The sequence below is a fragment of the Desulfobacterales bacterium genome (genome assembly GCA_034520365.1).
In the GTDB taxonomy this organism is placed as follows: domain Bacteria; phylum Desulfobacterota; class Desulfobacteria; order Desulfobacterales; family Desulfosalsimonadaceae; genus M55B175.
The window spans coordinates 156,452-175,307 of record JAXHNP010000006.1; the positions used below are offsets into that span (position 1 = coordinate 156,452).

Annotated in this window: 15 protein-coding genes; 3 read left to right on the forward strand and 12 right to left on the reverse strand. The window is 54.7% G+C overall.

The features are described 5' to 3' along the window. The first annotated feature begins 700 nt into the window (after nucleotides 1–700). Nucleotides 701–2,683: a VWA domain-containing protein gene (locus U5L07_08630; GenBank protein ID MDZ7831800.1), complete on the forward strand. Its 1,983-nt coding sequence runs from the start codon at nucleotides 701–703 to the stop codon at nucleotides 2,681–2,683. Nucleotides 2,684–2,977: 294 nt separating this feature from the next. Here U5L07_08630 and U5L07_08635 read toward each other — a convergent pair whose 3' ends face one another. The 7 genes from U5L07_08635 to U5L07_08665 all read right to left on the reverse strand — a co-directional run bounded on the left by U5L07_08635 (nucleotide 2,978) and on the right by U5L07_08665 (nucleotide 9,030). Next, a complete protein-coding gene (locus U5L07_08635) occupies nucleotides 2,978–3,265 on the reverse strand; it encodes a HigA family addiction module antitoxin (GenBank protein MDZ7831801.1) in 288 nt (95 codons plus the stop codon). An 8-nt stretch (nucleotides 3,266–3,273) separates the two neighbouring features. Beyond that, the gene (locus tag U5L07_08640) at nucleotides 3,274–3,552 is read right to left on the reverse strand and encodes a type II toxin-antitoxin system RelE/ParE family toxin (GenBank protein MDZ7831802.1); all 279 of its coding nucleotides are present in this window, start codon (nucleotides 3,550–3,552) and stop codon (nucleotides 3,274–3,276) included. A 109-nt stretch (nucleotides 3,553–3,661) separates the two neighbouring features. Further along, nucleotides 3,662–4,012: a DMT family protein gene (locus U5L07_08645; GenBank protein MDZ7831803.1), complete on the reverse strand. Its 351-nt coding sequence runs from the start codon at nucleotides 4,010–4,012 to the stop codon at nucleotides 3,662–3,664. A 290-nt stretch (nucleotides 4,013–4,302) separates the two neighbouring features. Continuing rightward, on the reverse strand, nucleotides 4,303–4,563 hold the full coding sequence (locus U5L07_08650; GenBank protein ID MDZ7831804.1) for a type II toxin-antitoxin system RelE/ParE family toxin: 261 nt from the start codon (nucleotides 4,561–4,563) through the stop codon (nucleotides 4,303–4,305). Continuing rightward, nucleotides 4,547–4,783: a DUF6290 family protein gene (locus U5L07_08655; protein ID MDZ7831805.1), complete on the reverse strand. Its 237-nt coding sequence runs from the start codon at nucleotides 4,781–4,783 to the stop codon at nucleotides 4,547–4,549. Before U5L07_08655 ends, U5L07_08650 begins: the two co-directional genes overlap by 17 nt. A gap of 160 nt (nucleotides 4,784–4,943) precedes the next feature. Then, on the reverse strand, nucleotides 4,944–5,174 hold the full coding sequence (locus U5L07_08660; GenBank protein ID MDZ7831806.1) for a hypothetical protein: 231 nt from the start codon (nucleotides 5,172–5,174) through the stop codon (nucleotides 4,944–4,946). Nucleotides 5,175–5,517: 343 nt separating this feature from the next. Beyond that, complete coding sequence (locus tag U5L07_08665) at nucleotides 5,518–9,030, reverse strand: OmpA family protein (protein ID MDZ7831807.1); 3,513 nt, start codon at nucleotides 9,028–9,030, stop codon at nucleotides 5,518–5,520. A gap of 508 nt (nucleotides 9,031–9,538) precedes the next feature. Between U5L07_08665 and U5L07_08670 the strand changes: the two genes are divergently transcribed. After that, nucleotides 9,539–9,955, forward strand: a complete 417-nt coding sequence (locus U5L07_08670) for a phage holin family protein (GenBank protein MDZ7831808.1) — start codon at nucleotides 9,539–9,541, stop codon at nucleotides 9,953–9,955. A 181-nt stretch (nucleotides 9,956–10,136) separates the two neighbouring features. Then, nucleotides 10,137–10,328 carry a hypothetical protein gene (locus tag U5L07_08675; protein ID MDZ7831809.1) on the forward strand — a complete coding sequence of 64 codons (192 nt, stop codon included), beginning with the start codon at nucleotides 10,137–10,139 and terminating at the stop codon, nucleotides 10,326–10,328. 28 nt (nucleotides 10,329–10,356) lie between these two features. Here the strand turns inward: U5L07_08675 and U5L07_08680 are convergent, their stop codons facing one another. The 5 genes from U5L07_08680 to U5L07_08700 are packed head-to-tail and all read right to left on the reverse strand — an operon-like array spanning nucleotide 10,357 to nucleotide 18,794. Then, nucleotides 10,357–11,682, reverse strand: coding sequence for an ABC transporter permease (locus tag U5L07_08680; protein MDZ7831810.1), 1,326 nt, complete (start codon nucleotides 11,680–11,682; stop codon nucleotides 10,357–10,359). Further along, nucleotides 11,618–12,289 carry an ABC transporter ATP-binding protein gene (locus U5L07_08685; GenBank protein MDZ7831811.1) on the reverse strand — a complete coding sequence of 224 codons (672 nt, stop codon included), beginning with the start codon at nucleotides 12,287–12,289 and terminating at the stop codon, nucleotides 11,618–11,620. The genes U5L07_08680 and U5L07_08685 overlap by 65 nt, the downstream gene beginning before the upstream one ends. Continuing rightward, on the reverse strand, nucleotides 12,282–13,727 hold the full coding sequence (locus U5L07_08690) for an efflux RND transporter periplasmic adaptor subunit (protein ID MDZ7831812.1): 1,446 nt from the start codon (nucleotides 13,725–13,727) through the stop codon (nucleotides 12,282–12,284). The genes U5L07_08685 and U5L07_08690 overlap by 8 nt, the downstream gene beginning before the upstream one ends. After that, nucleotides 13,724–15,154 carry a TolC family protein gene (locus U5L07_08695; GenBank protein ID MDZ7831813.1) on the reverse strand — a complete coding sequence of 477 codons (1,431 nt, stop codon included), beginning with the start codon at nucleotides 15,152–15,154 and terminating at the stop codon, nucleotides 13,724–13,726. The genes U5L07_08690 and U5L07_08695 overlap by 4 nt, the downstream gene beginning before the upstream one ends. Before the next feature lie 37 nt (nucleotides 15,155–15,191). Next, entirely contained in the window at nucleotides 15,192–18,794 is a 3,603-nt protein-coding gene (locus tag U5L07_08700) for a hypothetical protein (protein MDZ7831814.1), read from the reverse strand. Between the last annotated feature and the right edge of the window lie 62 nt (nucleotides 18,795–18,856).

The following is an 18,856-nucleotide window of genomic DNA, read 5'->3' on the forward strand; positions in this document are numbered from 1 at the left end:
CCCTGTATGTATATTTATCATTTTTTTGTGCCATGATTGACCTCCAGTTTTTCAATAGCCAAAAGAACCTGTTTAACCGGATATGTTTTGGCCTTTCCTTTCGAGTTTTGAATATTTACGCATGGATCAACCTCCCAGGGGGTTTTGTAAATTCGATGGCTGCTTTTTTTCTGTCGGGGTTGGCCAAAAAAATGGTCGCAGATTTTGTACAAGTCAGAATAACGAACATCTTTGGGATTCTGCCGTATCTTTTCAAGCAGGTCATCGATTTTTGTCATATCAGTATAATATCAATAATGATACCAAAGTAAATAGAAGGAGAAACATTTTTGTGACACACAACGTCGATGTTATGCGGTAGGCGGGTATCCCACCTCATCGGCAACTAGATGTATGTGATTGGATGTAACAGCATAATTTAAAATCACCAGTCCATACCGCTTCTTTGCTTTATAAAGCCACTGCAGCCACCTGCGACGGTCTTTTGAAAATTACGCAAAAACTCACCAGATTTTTCTTGACAGCATAATCATGGGGGTATTACCTGATAATCAAGGATGAATTCTGGTTGGGAAGTATGGGGGGAAACAGGATCTCTTCGCCCTTCGGGCCAATCGCTGAAAAAGCGATTTCTTATCACTTTATCACTGCATCCCTCTGTGCCGCCCAAAGGCACTGGAAAAGTAGGGGGAAAATCAAAATGCGCAAAATACTGCTTGCTGCAACCGTATTCTTTCTGATCGCAGCACCGGCTTTAGCTGCCGAGGATGTCATGGTGGTGTTCGACGGCTCCAATTCCATGTGGGGACAGATTGAAGGCACCGCAAAAATTGAGATTGCCCGGGAAGCCATGCATAGCCTGATCGGCGACTGGACCGAAGGTACCAATATCGGCCTGATGGCCTATGGACACCGCCGCGAGGGAGACTGCGAGGACATCGAAACCCTGATCGAACCCGGCCCCTTCGACCGGGAACATTTCTTTTCGACGATTGAGAACATCACACCCCGCGGCAAGACGCCGCTGACCGCTTCCATCGAACAGGCCGCCGAAACCCTGGCCTACCGCGACAATCCGGCTACCGTGATCGTGATCACCGACGGCATTGAAACCTGCCAGCGCGACCCCTGCGCCCTGGCCGACGACCTGGAGCGCATGGGGGTGGACTTCACGGCGCACGTCGTCGGCTTCGACTTGAAGGACGAAGAACAGGAAGCCGTAGCCTGCATCGCCGAACGCACGGGCGGTCGCTTCCTGCCGGCCGGAGATGCCGCGGAGCTCCGCACGGCCTTGAGCGAGGTGGGCACAGCCGTAGCCGAGCCGGAACCGGAACCGGAACCCGAAGTCGAGGTCAGCGCCCCAGAAAGCGCTGCCACCGGCGCCTCCTTCCCCGTCAGCTGGGTCGGCACCATACACCACAGTGATTTCGTCGCCATCGTGCCCATGGGCGCGGATGACGACGAACTCGGCAACTATAAGCGGGTCCGCAACAACAACGAAACCGAACTGCGGGCCCCCAGCGAGCCCGGCCTCTACGAGGTCCGCTATGTCCTCGACGAGGGTCGCAAGGCCCTTGCCGCGACCGAAATCGAGATCACCGAACCCGAAGTCGAGGTCAACGCCCCCGAAAGCGCCACCACCGGCTCCTCCTTCCCCGTCAGCTGGGCCGGCGCCATACACCGCAGCGATTTCATCGCCATCGTGCCCATGGGTGCGGATGACGACGAACTCGGCAACCATAAGCGGGTCCGCAACAACAACGAAACCGAACTGCGGGCCCCCAGCGAGCCCGGCCTCTACGAGGTCCGCTACGTCCTCGACGAAGGCCGCAAGCCCCTCGCTTCCACCGAAATCGAGATCACCGAGCCGGAAGTCGAGGTCAGCGCCCCCGAAAGCACCACCACCGGCTCCTCCTTCCCCGTCAGCTGGGTCGGCACCATACACCACAGTGATTTCGTCGCCATCGTGCCCATGGGCGCGGATGACGACGAACTCGGCAACCATAAGCGGGTCCGCAACAACAACGAAACCGAACTGCGGGCCCCCAGCGAGCCCGGCCTCTACGAGGTCCGCTACGTCCTCGACGAAGGCCGCAAGCCCCTCGCTTCCACCGAAATCGAGATCACCGAACCCGGGATCGAACTCAGCGGACCGGACAAGGCCCGCGCAGGATCGGAGCTCAGGGTCAGTTGGAGAGGCAAGCCACCGCACCGCAGCGATTTCATCGCCATCGTGCCCATGGGCGCGGATGACGACGAACTCGGCAACCATAAGCGGGTCGGAAACAACAGCGAGATCGACCTTGAAGCCCCTGAACAGACGGGGCTCTACGAAGTCCGTTATGTCCTGGATGAAGGCCGGCGCACTCTGGCCCGTCATAGTGTGGAAGTGGTCGACGAGACAGCCGCTCTCGATACCGGAGGATCGCTCGATGTCACGGAAACGGCGGCAGCCGGTGATACGATCGAAGTTAACTGGTCGGCGGATACCGAAAGTGGAGACCTGAGGATCGCGCTGGCACAAACCGACCAGGCAAAATTCACCTGGATTGAAGTCCAGTCTGCTTCCGACGGGCCTCCGCTGACCTTCACTCTGCCGGAGGAACCGGGGCAGTACGAATTCCGACTGCTCGACATCCCGGGGCGCAAGGTTCTCAGCCGTTCGATCATCGACGTGCAGTAACCCAGATCTTGACAAAAAATCCTGGTTTTTGTTCGGGAGAGAAAGGGGACGCCCTTTATATTTTATATTTGCAGTTCAAATCCGGCATACGAAAGAGAAGGCATACTGAGACAAGTCGGAATAGATGCGCCTGGGGCGGTGCCCCGCATCATTGCACGAGGGATCGAGCCCGCCGAGATATTCCGTGATGATCAGGATCGCGGCGCTTTTCTATGGTTTGGACCTGCCGCGTTTATTGAATATAAAAATATAAAGGGCGTCCCTGTCCCCTGACTTGTTATTCGATAAATGAACTCAAGCTGCCTCAATACGCTTTAAATTGCTAGTATCAATGGACTGCTTTGTTTTCCAGAGATCATATTGAAGTTGAAGCTTGAGCCAACCTTCAGGTGACCTGCCAAATACTTTTGATAATCTCAATGCCATTTCAGGACTAATTCCCGCTCTTCCATTTAATAATGCTGATAAAGTTTTTCTGGTAACGCCAAGTGCTCTTGCCGCTTCCGTGACATTGATATTAATTGCTTCCACACAAAATTCTCTTATAATTTCGCCAGGATGAGGCGGATTATACATATTCATTTTCCCTCCTAATGATAATCTTCATAATTTACATCAAAGGCATCACCACTTTGAATCTTGAATGTAATTCGCCAGTTCCCACTGACATTGACCGCCCAGGTTCCTTTACGATTTCCCTTGAGCTGGTGGAGGTCCAGGCCTGGCAAATCCATATCTTCAAGATTTTCAGCCGTTTCGAGCAGCGCGAGGATCTTCCGGATCCGGGTTACATGTTGGGGGTCCACACCGCTCGAAATCCCGGATTCGAATAATCGCTTGAGGCCTTTATGTTTGAATTTTTGGATCATGTTCTATAAGTGTAACCCGATACGTATCAGGTGTCAAGCGGGATTTTTGATCTGATTAGGACAACGTTTAAATCAGCGGTGCGGCCCTTTGCGTCCCTGAATTTGACGGTTATGCAAATTTGCTTCGAAACATGAAAAAAACTGCCCCAACCAGACAAAGCCCTGCCCATAAATAATCAAGTTTTAATGGCTCTTTCATATAGAATATTGAGAATGGTACAAATACACTTAGAGTGATCACTTCCTGGATTATCTTTAGTTGTCCGACTGATAGAACTGTATATCCAATCCGATTAGCCGGAACCTGTAATAAATACTCAAATAGGGCAATCCCCCAACTGACAAATGCCGCGATAATCCAAAGCTTATTATTAAGTTCTTTGAGATGCGCATACCATGCGAATGTCATAAAAACATTACTAAAAATCAAAAGAATTACGGTTGATACGATCGGGTTCATTTGGTTAATTCCTTCATTACATAACGGTGGCCATCACCAGCGTGGTAACGGGCATTTTAGACTGCCCGCACATTCCAAGAAATATGCATCATATGCATAAATGCTAAAGGCCGCCGCTGTGTTTAATGCGGATTTGCTATCAATGGGCCACCGGGCGGAGTTCGTAAATACGTCCATATTTTGTTGCTGATTTTAAATCTCCATTGCTCCTGCTGTAAAACCAGGATACATGGGCCTTTGGGGTAATCGGGGTATTCTTCAACAACAGCCCCGAGGCAAAGAACGGGATTTTATGAATACACGTTTTTCCTGTGGCCGACGCGGACCACGAGCACCAGCAGTCGCTCATTTTTGATCACCGCCAATACGCGGTAATCGCCCACCCGGTATCGCCGGTATTCCCGCAGCTGCCCTTTAAGCCGGCCGCCAACAGCCTTGGGGGCAGGGGCGACCCGCTCCCGGAGAAAGGCAATAATTCTTTTGGCCTCAGCCCTGTCCAGCTTTTTTAAATCTTTTTCCGCCTGAGGGGCAAACTCAATCTTCCAGGTCAAGCCGGCGCTCCAGCTCATCGAGCGAAACAGAATCCGCCCCGCTTGTGATGAATTCCTCGTATGCGGTTTCGGCCAGGTATGCGTCTTCCATGTCGTCGATGGTGCGTTTTACAGCCTCGCGGATAAAGTAGCTGCGGCTGCGTTTAGTGGCAGCGGCCAGCATTTTCAGGCGGCGGTCGTGATCCTCAGGGAGCCGGACGGTGCTTGTTTTTCCTTCCATAAAAACACCTCTTGTGTTCAATGTGTACAAATCAATAATATGTGTTCAGGCATCAAAAGTCAATCATAGTGACTCCCGGGCTCTATGTTATGCTCAAGCGGACCCTTGATGATATTGACAGACCCTGACCGTGGACTTTCTTTCACTGATTTGCTTCTATTTACAGGGCTCCGCCCTCTGCCGGGGGATAGCGGTAAAGCACGTATGAAAGGGCCAGGGCGGCAATGGTGAGTATGGTAAAGACCACAAAGCCTTTGCTGTAGCCGGCTGTGGGGGAGATGGCCACAAACAGCCTCATAGCCGGGGAAATTACAAATCCGCCGAATGCGCCCAGGCTGCCGTGGATGCTGTTTCTGAAGTACCTGGATGACCTGGAGCGCGAGCAGGCCATGGACACCGATTTACTTGGAACATCTTATGATTTTTCATTGACGGGGATTTCCGGTGGCAGAAGTGGACTTCGCCCAGAAAGGTGATTTCCCGAAATTATAATGGGGGTATTGGGGTTGGCTCATATATTCTGATTCCTTACCACCTGCCACCCAATTTTCATGCGCTGTCTGAAACTTTTCATAACTGCCAAATCCGAGAAAATCCCTTTTTTCAGCCAAAAAGTGAGCTTTAGGCCAAAAATGGGCCTTGATTTAGAAGTTATTTTATATGATTTTAGTAAGTTAACTTGGTCCGACCCCGGGCCCGCACGGGCCCGGAAGCCTGATATCCAGGCTTCCTCCCTACTCCGCGGCCTCCTCCTCGAGCTGGATAATCACCGCCCGCCGGTTTTTCTGCCGGCCCTCGGGCGTATCATTTGTGGCGACCGGGCGTGTCTCCCCATACGTGCGGAGAGATATCCGCGATTCCTCAATCAACATCGTTTCGGTCAAATACCGCTTCACGCTCTCAGCCCGGCGCCTGCCCAGCTCGATATTGTATTCTTCAGGTCCGACGCTGTCGGTGTGTCCTTCGATGATCACCTCGGTATCGAGGTGATCCTTCATGAACAAGGCGGCCCGGGTCAGGACATCCTCATACATGGACCGGATTTCCGTCTCATCGAACGCAAACCGGACGACCATCTTGGGCATCCGCACCGGCGGCACGGCAGGCGCCGGCTTTTTTTCAATCTCTTCCGGGGCCGGCTCTTCTTCCGCTTTCTCCTCCGCTTCCTCTTCAGCGGCAGGCGCAGGCGCCGGAGGCGGCTCCTCAACCTGCTTTTCAGGGGTTCCGCCCAGCTGGAAGGTCAGGCCTATGCTCACCGCCATGTTGTTGTAGGAGTCTTCCGGTACAAAAAAATGCCGAACGTCGCCCCGGAGCATGACCCTGTCCGAGACAAAATATTTCAGGCCACCGCCGTAGTTGAGCAAAAACAGCTCCTCATCATCAAAGGTTTCGTAATCGAGCTGCATGCCGCCGCCTCCGGCGGCAAGGTATGGAACCAGCTTCTTATCGGGCTGAAAATGATAGAGCAGGTCAGCACGGGCAAGCACTGCATCCACGTCCTCGACCTCGCATAAACAGGTGACCGGGTCCCGGTAGTTGTAGTCAAGCGCCCCAAGGCTCGCATCCAGCGACAACTCAAACCCGAATCGCTCCGTAAAATTATATCCAATAGCGACCCTTCCCAAAAGCCCTTCGTCGATGTCCTGCCCGTCATCAAACATGTAGCCCGTGACCATGGGACTCAAATGAAAAGATTTGGCAAGGACCTGGGCATCCGCCGCTCCGGCACTCAATAGCCCGATCAGGATCGCAATGAAAACCCCGGTCAACCCGATCCGCATCCGCTTCCGTCGGCCTCTGCCTGCAGAGCCCACCCTGTGGGCCGCAGCGGATGCGATTCTGCACATGCAAAAAACTCCCGGAACAAGAAACAGGAGGGCAAGCAGAAAAATCGTCCCCAGCCCCGCAGAGGCTTTGCCGCCTATGCCTGCCGCATTGATAAAGCAGCCTCCTGAGCCGCAGTCTCCGTCGGGACATTCACCGCTCGGCTCCACATTGATGATGTGGGAGACGCTGTCGTTCAGCCCGGCGGCATCCGTGACGACAAGCGTTACGGAATAGGCCCCGGACTCGGAAAACGTGTATACAGGCGAAGCCTCGGCACTGAACGCCTCTCCTGCAAAATCCCACTCCCGCGCGGTGATGGCGCCGTTGGGGGAAGAGGACGTATCCGTGAACTGAATCTCCTCGCCCGCCAGTGGCGTCTCCGGCGACCAGGTAAAGGCCGCTGCGGGCACGCGCGGGCTCACCAGAATGCGGACCGTATCTTCGGCCGAGGCCCCGCGGGGATCGGTCACCGTGACCGAAAACGCAAGAGCCGTCGCCTCGGAGTCCACCTCCGGGGCAACAAAGGAGGCGCGGGCCGTATCCGCACCGGAGAGCGCAACTGAAGGGCCGCTTTCTTGCTGCCAGGAAAAGGAGAGCGAACCACCGGAATCCGGATCCGATGAACCGCTGGCATCCAGCACGACTTCATCCCCGGTGTAGGCTGTCGCATCCTCCCCCGCATCCGCAACCGGCGGCTGGTTCGCCGCGCTGACGGATATTATATGCGGATCTTCTGCAGAGCCGCTTTCGGATCTTCCCCCCAGATTGTCTTCAGCCGCAAGGTAATAGGCAACGCCCGGCACAGACACATCCCCGGCCGGAATCTCGGCGGTGTAGCTGCCGCCGCCGGAATCGGCCATGGGCACCATGGTGTAGCCGCCGCCGGAAGCCTGAGTGGGGCGATAATAGAGGTTTGCGCCGGCAAGGGTTCCGTCCGGATCCGATATCATGGCGGTGATCGGAACCGGGGACCCGGCTGGAGCAGCGGTCACAGGGGTATGGTCGATTCGGGGAAGCTCGTTTTCACCAACCTGAATGGTGTACGGAGAGCTCTGGTAGTCCACCGGCGAGAAGACCGCGTGGACGCCGTCCGTTGCGGAAAGATAATATTCAAGTCCCGGCTCGACCACCGCCTCTTCCGGTATCACAGCAGTAAAGGCGAAGGTGCCGTCTGCATTGCCGGTCACGGAAAGCTCCAGGCGGGTATAGGAGCCTGCGCCGAGGCCCCTGTAATAGAGGTTTCCGCTGATTGCCTGGCTAAGGCTCCGGGCGTCCAGGTCCGTAATGGTACCGGAAATGGAAAGGGCTGTGCCGGGCATCTGGCTTGAACGGTTCAGCTCAAGGGTTGCCGCATCCAGTGTGATCCGGGGCGCGTAGCCAACGGTATAGCTCCCCGTTCCCGCCGATCCGTCAGCGCTCACGTCCACTATGCGGGTGGTGCCGTCAAAGACCGGGTTGTGGGTCATATAGCAGAGAAGATAGTACGTGCCGCCCACTCCCAGATCACGGGCGATTTCCTCGTAGACGGCGCCCATATCCGAACTCGCTGGATTCTCGTAGTATCGGCCGTTCGTGTCCGCAGCCATCTGCTGAAGGTTACTCCTGCTATGGGCTGTTCCGGCGCCGATCATATAGAGCGGCGTGCCGGCGGCATTGGCCTTGGCAATTGCGTTGTTTATACTGTTATAACGGTCGCGGTTTGACCTGCCGTCAGTGAATACGACCACGGCCCGCGGGCTGTCCAGGCCGTCCAGGGCTTCGACGCCCCGGACGGTTCCATCGTAGACCCGTGTCATTCTTCTTTCGCCGAGCGCCGAGATGGCCTCCACAATATCCTTCTGGCCGTCTCCGTCCATGTCAGTCGCAATCGGCTGCAGGGGAACCTCCTCCACCACCTCGCTGGAAAAGGTGATGAGGGCCGCCCGGTCCCCCTCCGAGGTGCTTTCCACGAATTCAATAACGCCAGCCTTGGCCCGCTCCAGCGCATCTCCCTTCATGCTATAGCTTACGTCGATTACCAGGGCAAAGTCGATCCCCGTATCTGCTGCGGCGCTGCCGGAGACCTCTTCAAAGCAGGTGAGGATCTGCTCGGTTGCAGATGTTTCCTCATCGGACTGCTCGGTCACCATGAAATCCAACGGCCCGAGGCCCTCCACCGGCTGGCCGTCCGGGCCGAAAACCGTTACCGAAACGACAATTTCCGGAAAATCCGAGGCATCCGGCTGAGCCAGAATCGTATTCGCCTGAGTACCGCCCGGAAGCGCAAGTGCCCGGCTCTCCGGTTGATATGGCTCTGCCGCCTTGGCCGTGGGTGAACCATTTGCCTCAATCTCCGGGTCTGCCGCCGCCCCGGCGGAAGAGAGCGCTGCCAGGGATCCAATCAGAAAAGAAAGAAAAAGTACATAAAACAGCCGCTTCATGCCCGTGCCTCCTTGTATGCCGCCAGATTTGGAAAACCAAACGCCTTGTTTCAGTTGAAAACGCACACGCTCCTCATGCCGTAGCCGGGAACTTGCGCGTGCGCGGAAGAAGTGGAAGAAAAGGTAATGTATAAAGAATAAAACAGGCCAGCGGCTCAAGTCAACTGGATTTATTGGGACGCCCTTTATATATTTATATTTGCAGTTCAAGTCCGGCAAGCGAAAGAGAATACGTTCCGAGACAAGCCGGAATAGATGCGCCGGGGGCGGTGCCCCGCATCATTGCACGAGGGATCGGGCGCGCCGAGATATTCCGTGACGATCAGGATCGCGACGCTTTTCTATGGTTTGGACCTGCCGCGGTTATTAAATAATAAAATATAATATAAAATCTGTTGAAAGTATAAAATAGAAATGGTATTATATTTTCATGATTTCTAAAATTCATTACACGCTGTAAAAATTAATCAAAGCACTCGCCAAGTGGTGAAAAAAGGGGGCATAAATCATGTTTGGACCGAGTTCTGCTGAGAGAATCCTATCCTACGTCATCCGGTGGCTGCTTCTCGCCCTGGGCATCTGGGTGGCGGCAAAGCTGGTCGGTGGGATTCATCTTGTTGGTTGGCAGAGTACGTTAATCGTGGCCGCCATCCTCGGGTTACTCAACGCCTTCTTGAAGCCGGCGATCAGCCTAATAGCGCTTCCCTTCACGATCCTCACGTTCGGACTGTTCAGCATCGTAATTAATTCCGGCTTGCTGTTCCTGACTTCCTGGATAGCTAAGCACTTCAGCAGCATTAACTTCCAAGTCGATAATTTCCTCGCGGCAGTTTTCGGGGCCATTCTCATCAGCGTTGTCAGCATCCTCGTTCATTTCTTCATTAATCCCGACAAGATCTCCCATGGTCTCGCCAAGGGCCGTTAAACATACACCCACTCAGATCGTCTGAGGAGTCCTCGATGCAAAACAGCTAAACGGTCAAGATCGTTTCGGCATAGTTGTTTAGAATAAGGGACGCCCTTTATATGTTTATATTTGCAGTTCAAATCCGGCATGCGAAAGAGAAGGCATACTGAGACAAGCCGGAATAGATGCGCCGGGGGCGGTGCCCCGCATCATTGCACGAGGGATCGAGCGCGCCGAGATATTCCGTAGCCGCAATGCGGTATCGGACTATACCGGGGCCGAAAAGGTCGAGGTCGATCACGATACTTTAAAACCCGGCGACCCGGAGCTTGAGCAAAACATCCGCAGGGCTGAAACGTTTCTGCAAAATCTTGACAGATGGGGGAAATAGGCTCTGTCATAGATGAGTATAATACCTCTTATTCATATCTAAGGGCTTGAATCGGATCTACCCTGGCGGCCTGGTATGCCGGATAAAGGCCGAAAAACAGGCCCACAAAAACAGACATTACAAGCGGTATAAAAACAGCCCCAAAAGACAGCGATGCGTGCCAGGGAGCTGCCACTGCAATGGCAAATGCAGCCGCAGCACCCAGAAATACACCGATTGCTCCGCCCGTCAGGGTCAGCAGCATCGACTCTATGAGAAACTGGGCCATGATATGAAGCTTTGTGGCGCCCACGGCCCGGCGGATGCCGATTTCTTTTTTTCTTTCCGATATGGTGGCCAGCATGATGTTCATGATGCCGATGCCCCCCACGATCAGTGAAATGCCGGCAATGGCTGCCAGAAACCAGTTAAACATTTCATGGGTTTTGCGGGCCTGGCGAAGCAGTTCCAGCGGGACTACCATCTGGTAGTCGAGAATACTGTCGTGGCTCTGTTCCATGATCCGGCCGATGACGGCCGCGCTGTCAAGGACCTGGTGCGAATCGGTTATTTTAATAATAATTTCAGAAAATTCAGCTTCTGGTTCCGATTTTTTGCCCATTGCAGCCCTGGGCTTGGGCAGCCATTTGCTTGTGCCTGTGGGCAGCAGAATCATTTCATTGTGATTGCGGACGGAAACAGCGGCCGAACCCGAGTCGCTGAAATCAATCCGGTCAAGATGCCCCACAATGGTAAACATCTGGGATCCCATGCGAAGCTGTTCAAAAAGTTTTCCGTCTTCTCCCAGCCGGGCTGCCACATCGCTTCCCAGTACGCACACCAGTTCATGGCTGTCAATGTCGCTTTGATTAATAAACCGGCCCGCTAACATTTTCAGGTTTAACACATTGGCATAATTGGCGCTGCAAGCCGCCACCTGGGGGGAGATCTGGCCAGGGGCGCCAATGACCTCCACGGAAAGTTCTTTAAGGCTGGCCATTTGTTGGATCGCAATGCCGGCTTGCCCAAGCTGTTTGATATCGCGGCTGTTGAGCCCTTCTACATTGCGCCGGGCGGCTTCTGCCTTTTGCTCAGTGCTTAATGTCACCTGTTTTAGATAGATATTGCGGGTGCCAAGCTGTTCCATTTGCCGAACAGCTTCGTTTCTGGCGCCCTGGCCGATGCAGATGATTGTCATTACCGCCATGACCCCAAAGACCACGCCAAGTACACTTAGAAACGAGCGAAGCTTGTTTCGCCCTACTGAACGAAGTGCTGTATTAAAAAAAGATTGGGATTTGCATGCAATTTCAGTGAAGAGTGCCATTTTCCAGGGTGATGACTTTCTGGGCGCAGGACGCCACATTTTGATCATGGGTGACCAGAACAATGGTCTTGCCCGCTGTGTGCAGATCTGAAAGCAGGTCCAGAATGCCCTGACCGGTTCGGGCATCCAGGTTGCCTGTGGGCTCATCTGCCAGAATCAGTTCCGGGTTCACGGCCAGGGCCCGGGCAATAGCGGCCCGCTGCATCTCCCCACCCGAGAGCTGGGATGGTCGATGGTGAATCCGATTGGACAGGCCCACCTGAGCGATGGCCTCCATTGCGTGCCTGCGGTTTTTCCTGTGCTGCGGGGGGGCATATATAAATGGAAGTTCCACGTTTTCAAGCAGATCAAGGCCAAAAATCAGGTTAAAGCTCTGGAAGACAAATCCAATCCTGTGGCTCCGGATACGGGCCAGCTGCCGGTCCGTTGCCCTGGAAAGATCTGCACCGGAAAACAGATATTTTCCGGAACTAGGCCGGTCCATGCAGCCTAAAATGTGCATTAAAGTAGATTTGCCCGATCCGGACGGCCCCATGATGGCGACAAATTCACCGACTTTAACGCAAAAATCGATGCGGTCCAGAATCTGCAGACGTTTTTCGCCGAATGTATAAGTCTTGGAGACCTGTTGAGCCCGGATCAGCAGATCATTCATTGGAAAATCCCGCTGGTTTGACCATGCTCACCCGATCGTCGGAATTCAGACCCTTTTTAATTTCCATAAAGTGAACATTCTGGCGGCCCGTGGCCACCTCCACCCGTTGAAATTCCCGGCCGGTAAACCGGTAGCAATAGCGGTTCTGATCCCTGCCAAACACCGCATGAACCGGGAGACTCAGGGTATTTTGGGCCTGCTCGGTTAAAATTCCTATCCGGGCGGTCATGCCGGGTCGTAACCGGGAATCTGAATCAGCCAGATCAATGGTCACCTGAAAATACTTGGCCCCGTGTCCTGTCTGGTAGTCCTCTGTGGCAAGAGAGCCGATAAAGCCAATTATGCCGGCATAGGCTTCATTCGGGTATGCATCCACAAATACATCACAGGCCTGGCCCATTTCCACTTTGTGCAGATCCACCTCCCGGACCTTTGTCTTTACGATCATGGAAGAGACGTCGGGCAGATAAAGGATGGGTTGATTTTGCAGAATCACGTCCCCGATGCGGGGTTTTCGCCGGGTGCCTTCCCGAAAGGCTTCATACAGGATTACAATGCCGGCTGACGGTGCTGTGATAACGGTTTTGGTTAGTCGCTGCCGGGCCAGTGCCAGGGCTTTTTGAGTGTTTTCGAGCTTGCTTCTGACTTCATTTAAGGAAGCAGCAGCCTGCGCGATTTTGTAAACCCCGCCTTTGCGGGTCTGCTCCAGAACGGTTTCGGCCTGTTCGACTTCGGCCTTGCCCCGCTCGATGCGAGCCGGCAGCACATGATCCCGGTAATTGACATGCTTGGACCGGGCCGAAGCCAGTGCATCGTTTAACTGGGCAAGCTTTTCTCTGGCCCGGACCACTTCATAGGTGAAATCAAACTGCTGCTCCTGGAGTTTCTGCAGGTCGGACAGATAAGCCTGATAGCGATTCCTGGCCTCGAGCTGTTCGTCTGCCTGCTCCTTTAGGTTTGTCAGCTCCATGGGGCCTTCACCCTTGCGCAGCTGATCAAGATCCAGACGCGCCACCCGGACATTGAACTCGGCTGTCTGGATTTCCTTTGTCACCTGGTTTTTCTCCCATTCCAGAAGCTGGGCCTTGGCAGCAACAGCGGATTCCAGCATGCTGATATCGCCTGCCAGGCGCTCCAGGTCCTCCTGGTAGGCAGTGGGGTCCAGGCGCACCAGGACTTCGCCGGCCTCCACCCGGCTGCCGTCGTCTATCAGGTCGATTATCCGGGCGTTGCTCAGCTCCGAGGTGACCATGTGGGAGGCGGCCGCATCAAGCACTCCGATGGTGTTTACCTCCATGATCAGATCCCGCTGCTTGACTGTGGCCAGGGGGATGTTGACATCCCGGGTTTCGGTTCCCGACAGGCCAATATAGGCGCCGGCACCCACCAGGATCAGCGCCGCGGAAATTCCTGCAAGTATTTTTAATAAAGGCTTCATGGCATGAGATTGCCCGTGCTTTCCACCAGTGTGCCCAGGGCCGACCGGAGCCGGTAGCGCCCCACGATGTAATCGACCTGGGTGGCTACCAGATTTATCTGCGCCTGCTGGAGTTCGGTTTCCGCCTCGATGACATCAAAGTTGTCTGCCAGTCCGTGATTGAATTTAATCTCCGCAAGAGAGCGTTTGCCACGGGCCTCATGAATCTGTTTTTCACTTGTGCGGATGCGGTCCAGGGCTTTTTCCAGGGCGGTCATTTCCCGGCGCACCTGCTTTTGGATTTCATCCCGGCTGCTTTGGATATTGAGGCGGGCATTTTCCACTTCATAGAGGCTTTGCTGATAATTGATTTTTTCCGTGGTGCGCATCAAATCCGATGAGGAGGTGAGCATGACCCGCCACGTATCGTCGGACAGATTCAAGTCCCCCATGGAATCCATGGCCCGCCCATAGCGGGAATAGCCCATCCGGAGCCGGACATCGGGCAGAATCCGCTGCTTGGCGATGCCTCCCCGGCGAACGGATTCCCGGTAGGCGTCCCGGCTCTGGACCAGTTCGATCCGGTTTTCCATTGCGGTTTCAATCGCTGTTTCAAGGTTGATTTTCACCGGTTCCAGGGCCAAAGGCGCCTGTACGCTTATTTTTTGATCCACGGGCAGGGCCAGAATTATCTTGAGGTTGTCATAGGCTTCGTCAAGGGCTTCTTTGGCGACCGACAGACGGTTTTCCACATCCCGCAGCCGGATCAGGGATCTGTATACATCAATGGGAGATGCCAGGTTGACCCGTTCCTTGGCATCTGCCAGGGCCGCATATGCCTTGAACCGCTGGACCTGATCACGGTTGATCTGCACCCGTTTGTTTAGGTCAATAATTCGATAAACAGCTGAAATTACAGACATAATTGTGCTGGCTTGGGCGAGATATAAAGAGCGATCAGCAGATCGGATGGCAAATTGCCCTGAACGGATCGGGTCAAGGTTAATGTTTTTTCCAAAATTGCGAAACAAGGGGATATCAAGTGATATCCCCATTTCTGCTGAGTAATTGTCCGCAAACGTTCCGGCACGTGGGGAAACAGACAGTTCCGGTCCCAGGGTGAAACGTTTCCGGGCCGTGATGCCGGCAGATACGTCTTTTTCACCATCAATGGCACCGGCGCCCACGGCTGGATAATAAAGCACGTCAAAAGCGGTTTGGGCGGCTTCAAGGGATTTTTCCCGCACTGAAAGGCTGTTTTGGGAAAGCCGCAGGCTCCGGTTTTGTGCCAGAGCGATTTCGATGCACTGCTCCAGGCTCAGGTCCAGGGCCGGGCCGGTCATGGCCAGGGCCGGCCGGATTTGGCAGACCAATCCGGCCGGCAGCCAGACCGTAAAAAACAGGACCCAGAGGATAATGGTTTGTTTCCGGCTACAGGATTTCTGCATTTGGGCTGCTTTAGCCTGGTTTTTCCCCTTACTGGAGTTATTGTTTAATAAATTCAAATGTTCCCCTGCAGGGAGCACCGAGGAATGATCCCGATACGGTTCCGTAGGCTCTTTTATAGTTGATGTCTCCTGTAAAAGTAAAGCCGCTGTCAACATCCTTACCGGATATTTTGCTTCCGGAAATGGTTCCTTCTATGTCACCATCAACGATCTTATTGCCGCGAATAAGGACATAACCCTCAAGGGTCCCCCTTGAAGATTCTTTCCCGTTGCGTACACAGACATATTTGGCCCAGCCTTTGTAGATGCCGTCGTAGTTGGCGGCCGGCGCCTGTGCCGGCGGGTCCGGCGATGATGCGGCGGGCGGTTGGGCAACGGGTTTTTTGCCGGGCAGAGAAATGGATTGGCTGTTGCCCGTGTCGCTGCGGCGGACCGTGGCCGTGGCGTTTTTGTCCAGAACCGTGACCGCCCAGGTGGCAGTCCCGTCTGCGTTCAGGGTTTTGGTGGATCCCCCGGTGGCCGCATTCTGCAGGGAAAGCTGCAGAGAAACCGGACGGGTGACACCGGTAACCGAGGCTGCCACCGCGTATTGGATGGAATCGGCCTTTTCATCCGTCACAGAAGCATTTACTGCAAGAGATTGGGCTGAAGAAGCCGGAGCTGCCGGCTCTGCCGGATCCGGGCCCGTACCCGGGGCTGCTGCCGGATCCGGGGGGTGCATGGGATCACCTGCCGGGTCTCCACCGGAAGCGGGGGATGGGTCCGCGCCAGAATCAGCCGGTTGGCCGGTCTGAAACGGATCCACGCAGGATCCATTGCTGCACACATATCCCGGCGGGCACTGGGAATCGCTTTGACATCTGCCGTCCAGGTCGTTTTGGGCCGTATCCAGGTCACTGGACAAGTCTTTTGAAGTGTAGCCCTTTGGTTTTGGGGCAGAGCTCTGGTCTGCGGCGATCTGATCGGCCCGGTCCTGGTCCCGGTCCCCGGTGCGCTGGGCCAGGGTTTTTTCATAATCGTCATACCCGGAGTCAAAGGGCGACACGCACTTGCCCTGTTTGCACACGTAGCCGGCCTGACACTGGGCGTCTGACCGGCATTCGGGCTCGGGCTCGGGTACGCACTTTCCATTGACCCGGTGGTATCCGTTTTTGCACACCCAGTTGCCGGCGGCATCCTGCTTTTCATTGGGGCGCTCTGCCACCTTTTGCTTTTCGAGATTTTCCTTGAGGTATTTCTGGTAAATATTTCCGCTTTTGGTCCGGTCCCCGGTTTCGGCAAACGCCCGGGCCGCTTTCAGGGCTTCCTCCTTGCCGGCACCCCATTTGCGCATGGCCTTGTAGAATTCAGCAGCCCGCTTGTTCTCCCGCATTTCTTCCAGATGATTGGCTTCCTGCCATTCGGCGATCATGTCAATGGGCTTGAGAATCGTGTTTCCCTTCTGTTCGGCTTCCTTTAAGGCATTGTCCTTCCAGTCTTCGGTCAGATCTCCGGTCTCATAGGACTGGGTTTTTCCGTCAGCAGACAAACCTTCTCCATCGTGTTTTGCGGAAGGATCGCCCCGGCCCGGCAGGTTGTCCCGCAGCTGATTCCAGGCCCTTGAGTCCCCGCTTCTTTTCTGTTCCAGGGCATCTCGGGCTTCTTGGTAAGGCACCCCTTTGCGCATCATTTTTTTGATGAGCTCATTGTCGATTTCATCCTGGATGCCGCCCTGGATATTGTCCTGGACATTGTTGAGCTCATCGCGGTTTTCAACAGACTGCTGGGTGCGATCATTGATGCCGCCGTAAAAACTGTCCACATAGCGTCCGGCCTGTTTCCCGCCTTCCTTTAACCGATCCAGGGCCCCGTCTTCCTCTTCGATGGAATCGGCAGGAGCCAGTCCCCGCGGAGCCTGATCTTTTTGTCCCCGGGCCTTGATTTTTGCAACATCATCCCGGAAACCCTTTACATCGCCTTTGTCCCATTTGTCCCGGGCGCTTCTTGCCTCGTCTGCCGATGCGCCCATTCGCCGGAGCTTGGCTTCCAGCTCTGAGGACACTTCAGTTTTTTTGGCCTCGTCTGCCTTGCCTTCCAGATCCGCCCATTTTTGTGCGTTTTCCATCTTCACCCGTTTGGCCGTATCCTGGCCCACCACCGGGGACATGGCTTTGCCCGCATCCCCTTCCTGGATGCCTTCCACATAAGTTGTGCCTGTTTCAATGGCCTGGATCAGATCATCTGCGGTGTTAAAGCCGTCGGCTGCCTGGCCGGCCTTGCTTTTGCCCGGCGGTGAACCGGCCGCATCCTGGCTTCCGGATTTGTCCCGGGTGCGGGCAGCATCGTCAGCGGCTTGTTTTCTGCCGGCTGAATCCACACCATCCGGATCCGGTATTGTTTTTTTTATCAGGGCAGGGGGTTCAGGCGGAAGGACACGCTTTGTATGCGGAGAATCGCTGGTTTGCGTTTTTTTTGCGGCATCTGCTGTATCTGCATCCGGCCGGCCGGGGTCTGTTCCGGCTTTTCTGCGGGCGATTTCATCACGTGTCCGCTGGTTGCTTTCTGCAACATCGTTGCGGCGGTTTTCAATGGCTTCTGAAGTGGTGTCCTGGTCGCCGTAATTGGCATTCCTGCGGGCCTCATCCCAGGCTGGATCCCCGGTGTTTTCAGCCTTTCGGGCGGAATCGGCAATTTTTTTTCGCAAGCTGTCTGTCTGCTGCCCCTTTTTCCGGCCTTCGGCCGTGCTGGCATCCATTTCCGAATCCAGCTTTTTTTGAAATTCCTTAACTTTATCTGCCCGCTGGTCCGAATCTTCGCCCAGATGTGAAATCCCGGAAGTGATTTCATCCCCGTAATTTTTCAATTCCCGGGCCTGATCCACCACATCGCTTTTGCGTCCGGTGTCATCAGCGCTTTTGACCGCGGTTTTGGCCTGATCTTTTAAATTGTTGCGCTCTTTGGCATCCAGGTATTTTTTTTCATGGTCCAGGGCTGCGCCTTCTGCATCCCGGATCCCGTCGCCGGAAATGTCATGGCCTTCCGGAGTTTTTTTCCGGGTGACGGCCTCGCGCCCGCCCTGGGTGCCGTGGGCGTCGCCGTCATGAACCAGGGCATCGCTTCCGGGCTCGCTGCCGGGCTTCCAGAGGGTTTCGTCCGTGGTTTGATTAACGATCTTGTGGCCTTCCTCCACAACCACATCTCCGCGCTGCTCCCACTGCCGGCGTTTGGCCTCCAGTGCCTCCGGGGTTTCCGCTGTCCAGTCCACATCAGCGCGCACGTCCTTGGGCCGGCTGCCGCTGCTTTTGATTCCCGGGATGTCATTGCCGGCCTGAAAATCGGCCAGGCGTGGATCCTTTTTCAAATAGACTTCCCGCAGTTTCTGATGATCCTGGCGGTAGTCCTTTTCCAGGCTCTGGTATTCAGGCGAGGAGGTGTCAATCTGCCCGTTTTTCAGCCGGGGGCAGAGCTTGCGCGCCAGATCGTCATAATAGGATTTCAGGCGGGCCAGGTCCTCCTGCTGGCCCTGGCGCAGTTCCTCAATGCTTTGGTGTCCGGCTGCATCTGTGTCAGAGGCGGCATGCAGGACCGGTGTGCACAGGACAAGCCCCAGCAATACCAGAACAACTGTCAGTTTCTTATAAAAAACTATTTTTTCAGACATCCTCAAAACCTCTGCGTTTCATTCAATGGCTCATTATTGCAGATCATTGCCTGAAATTGGTC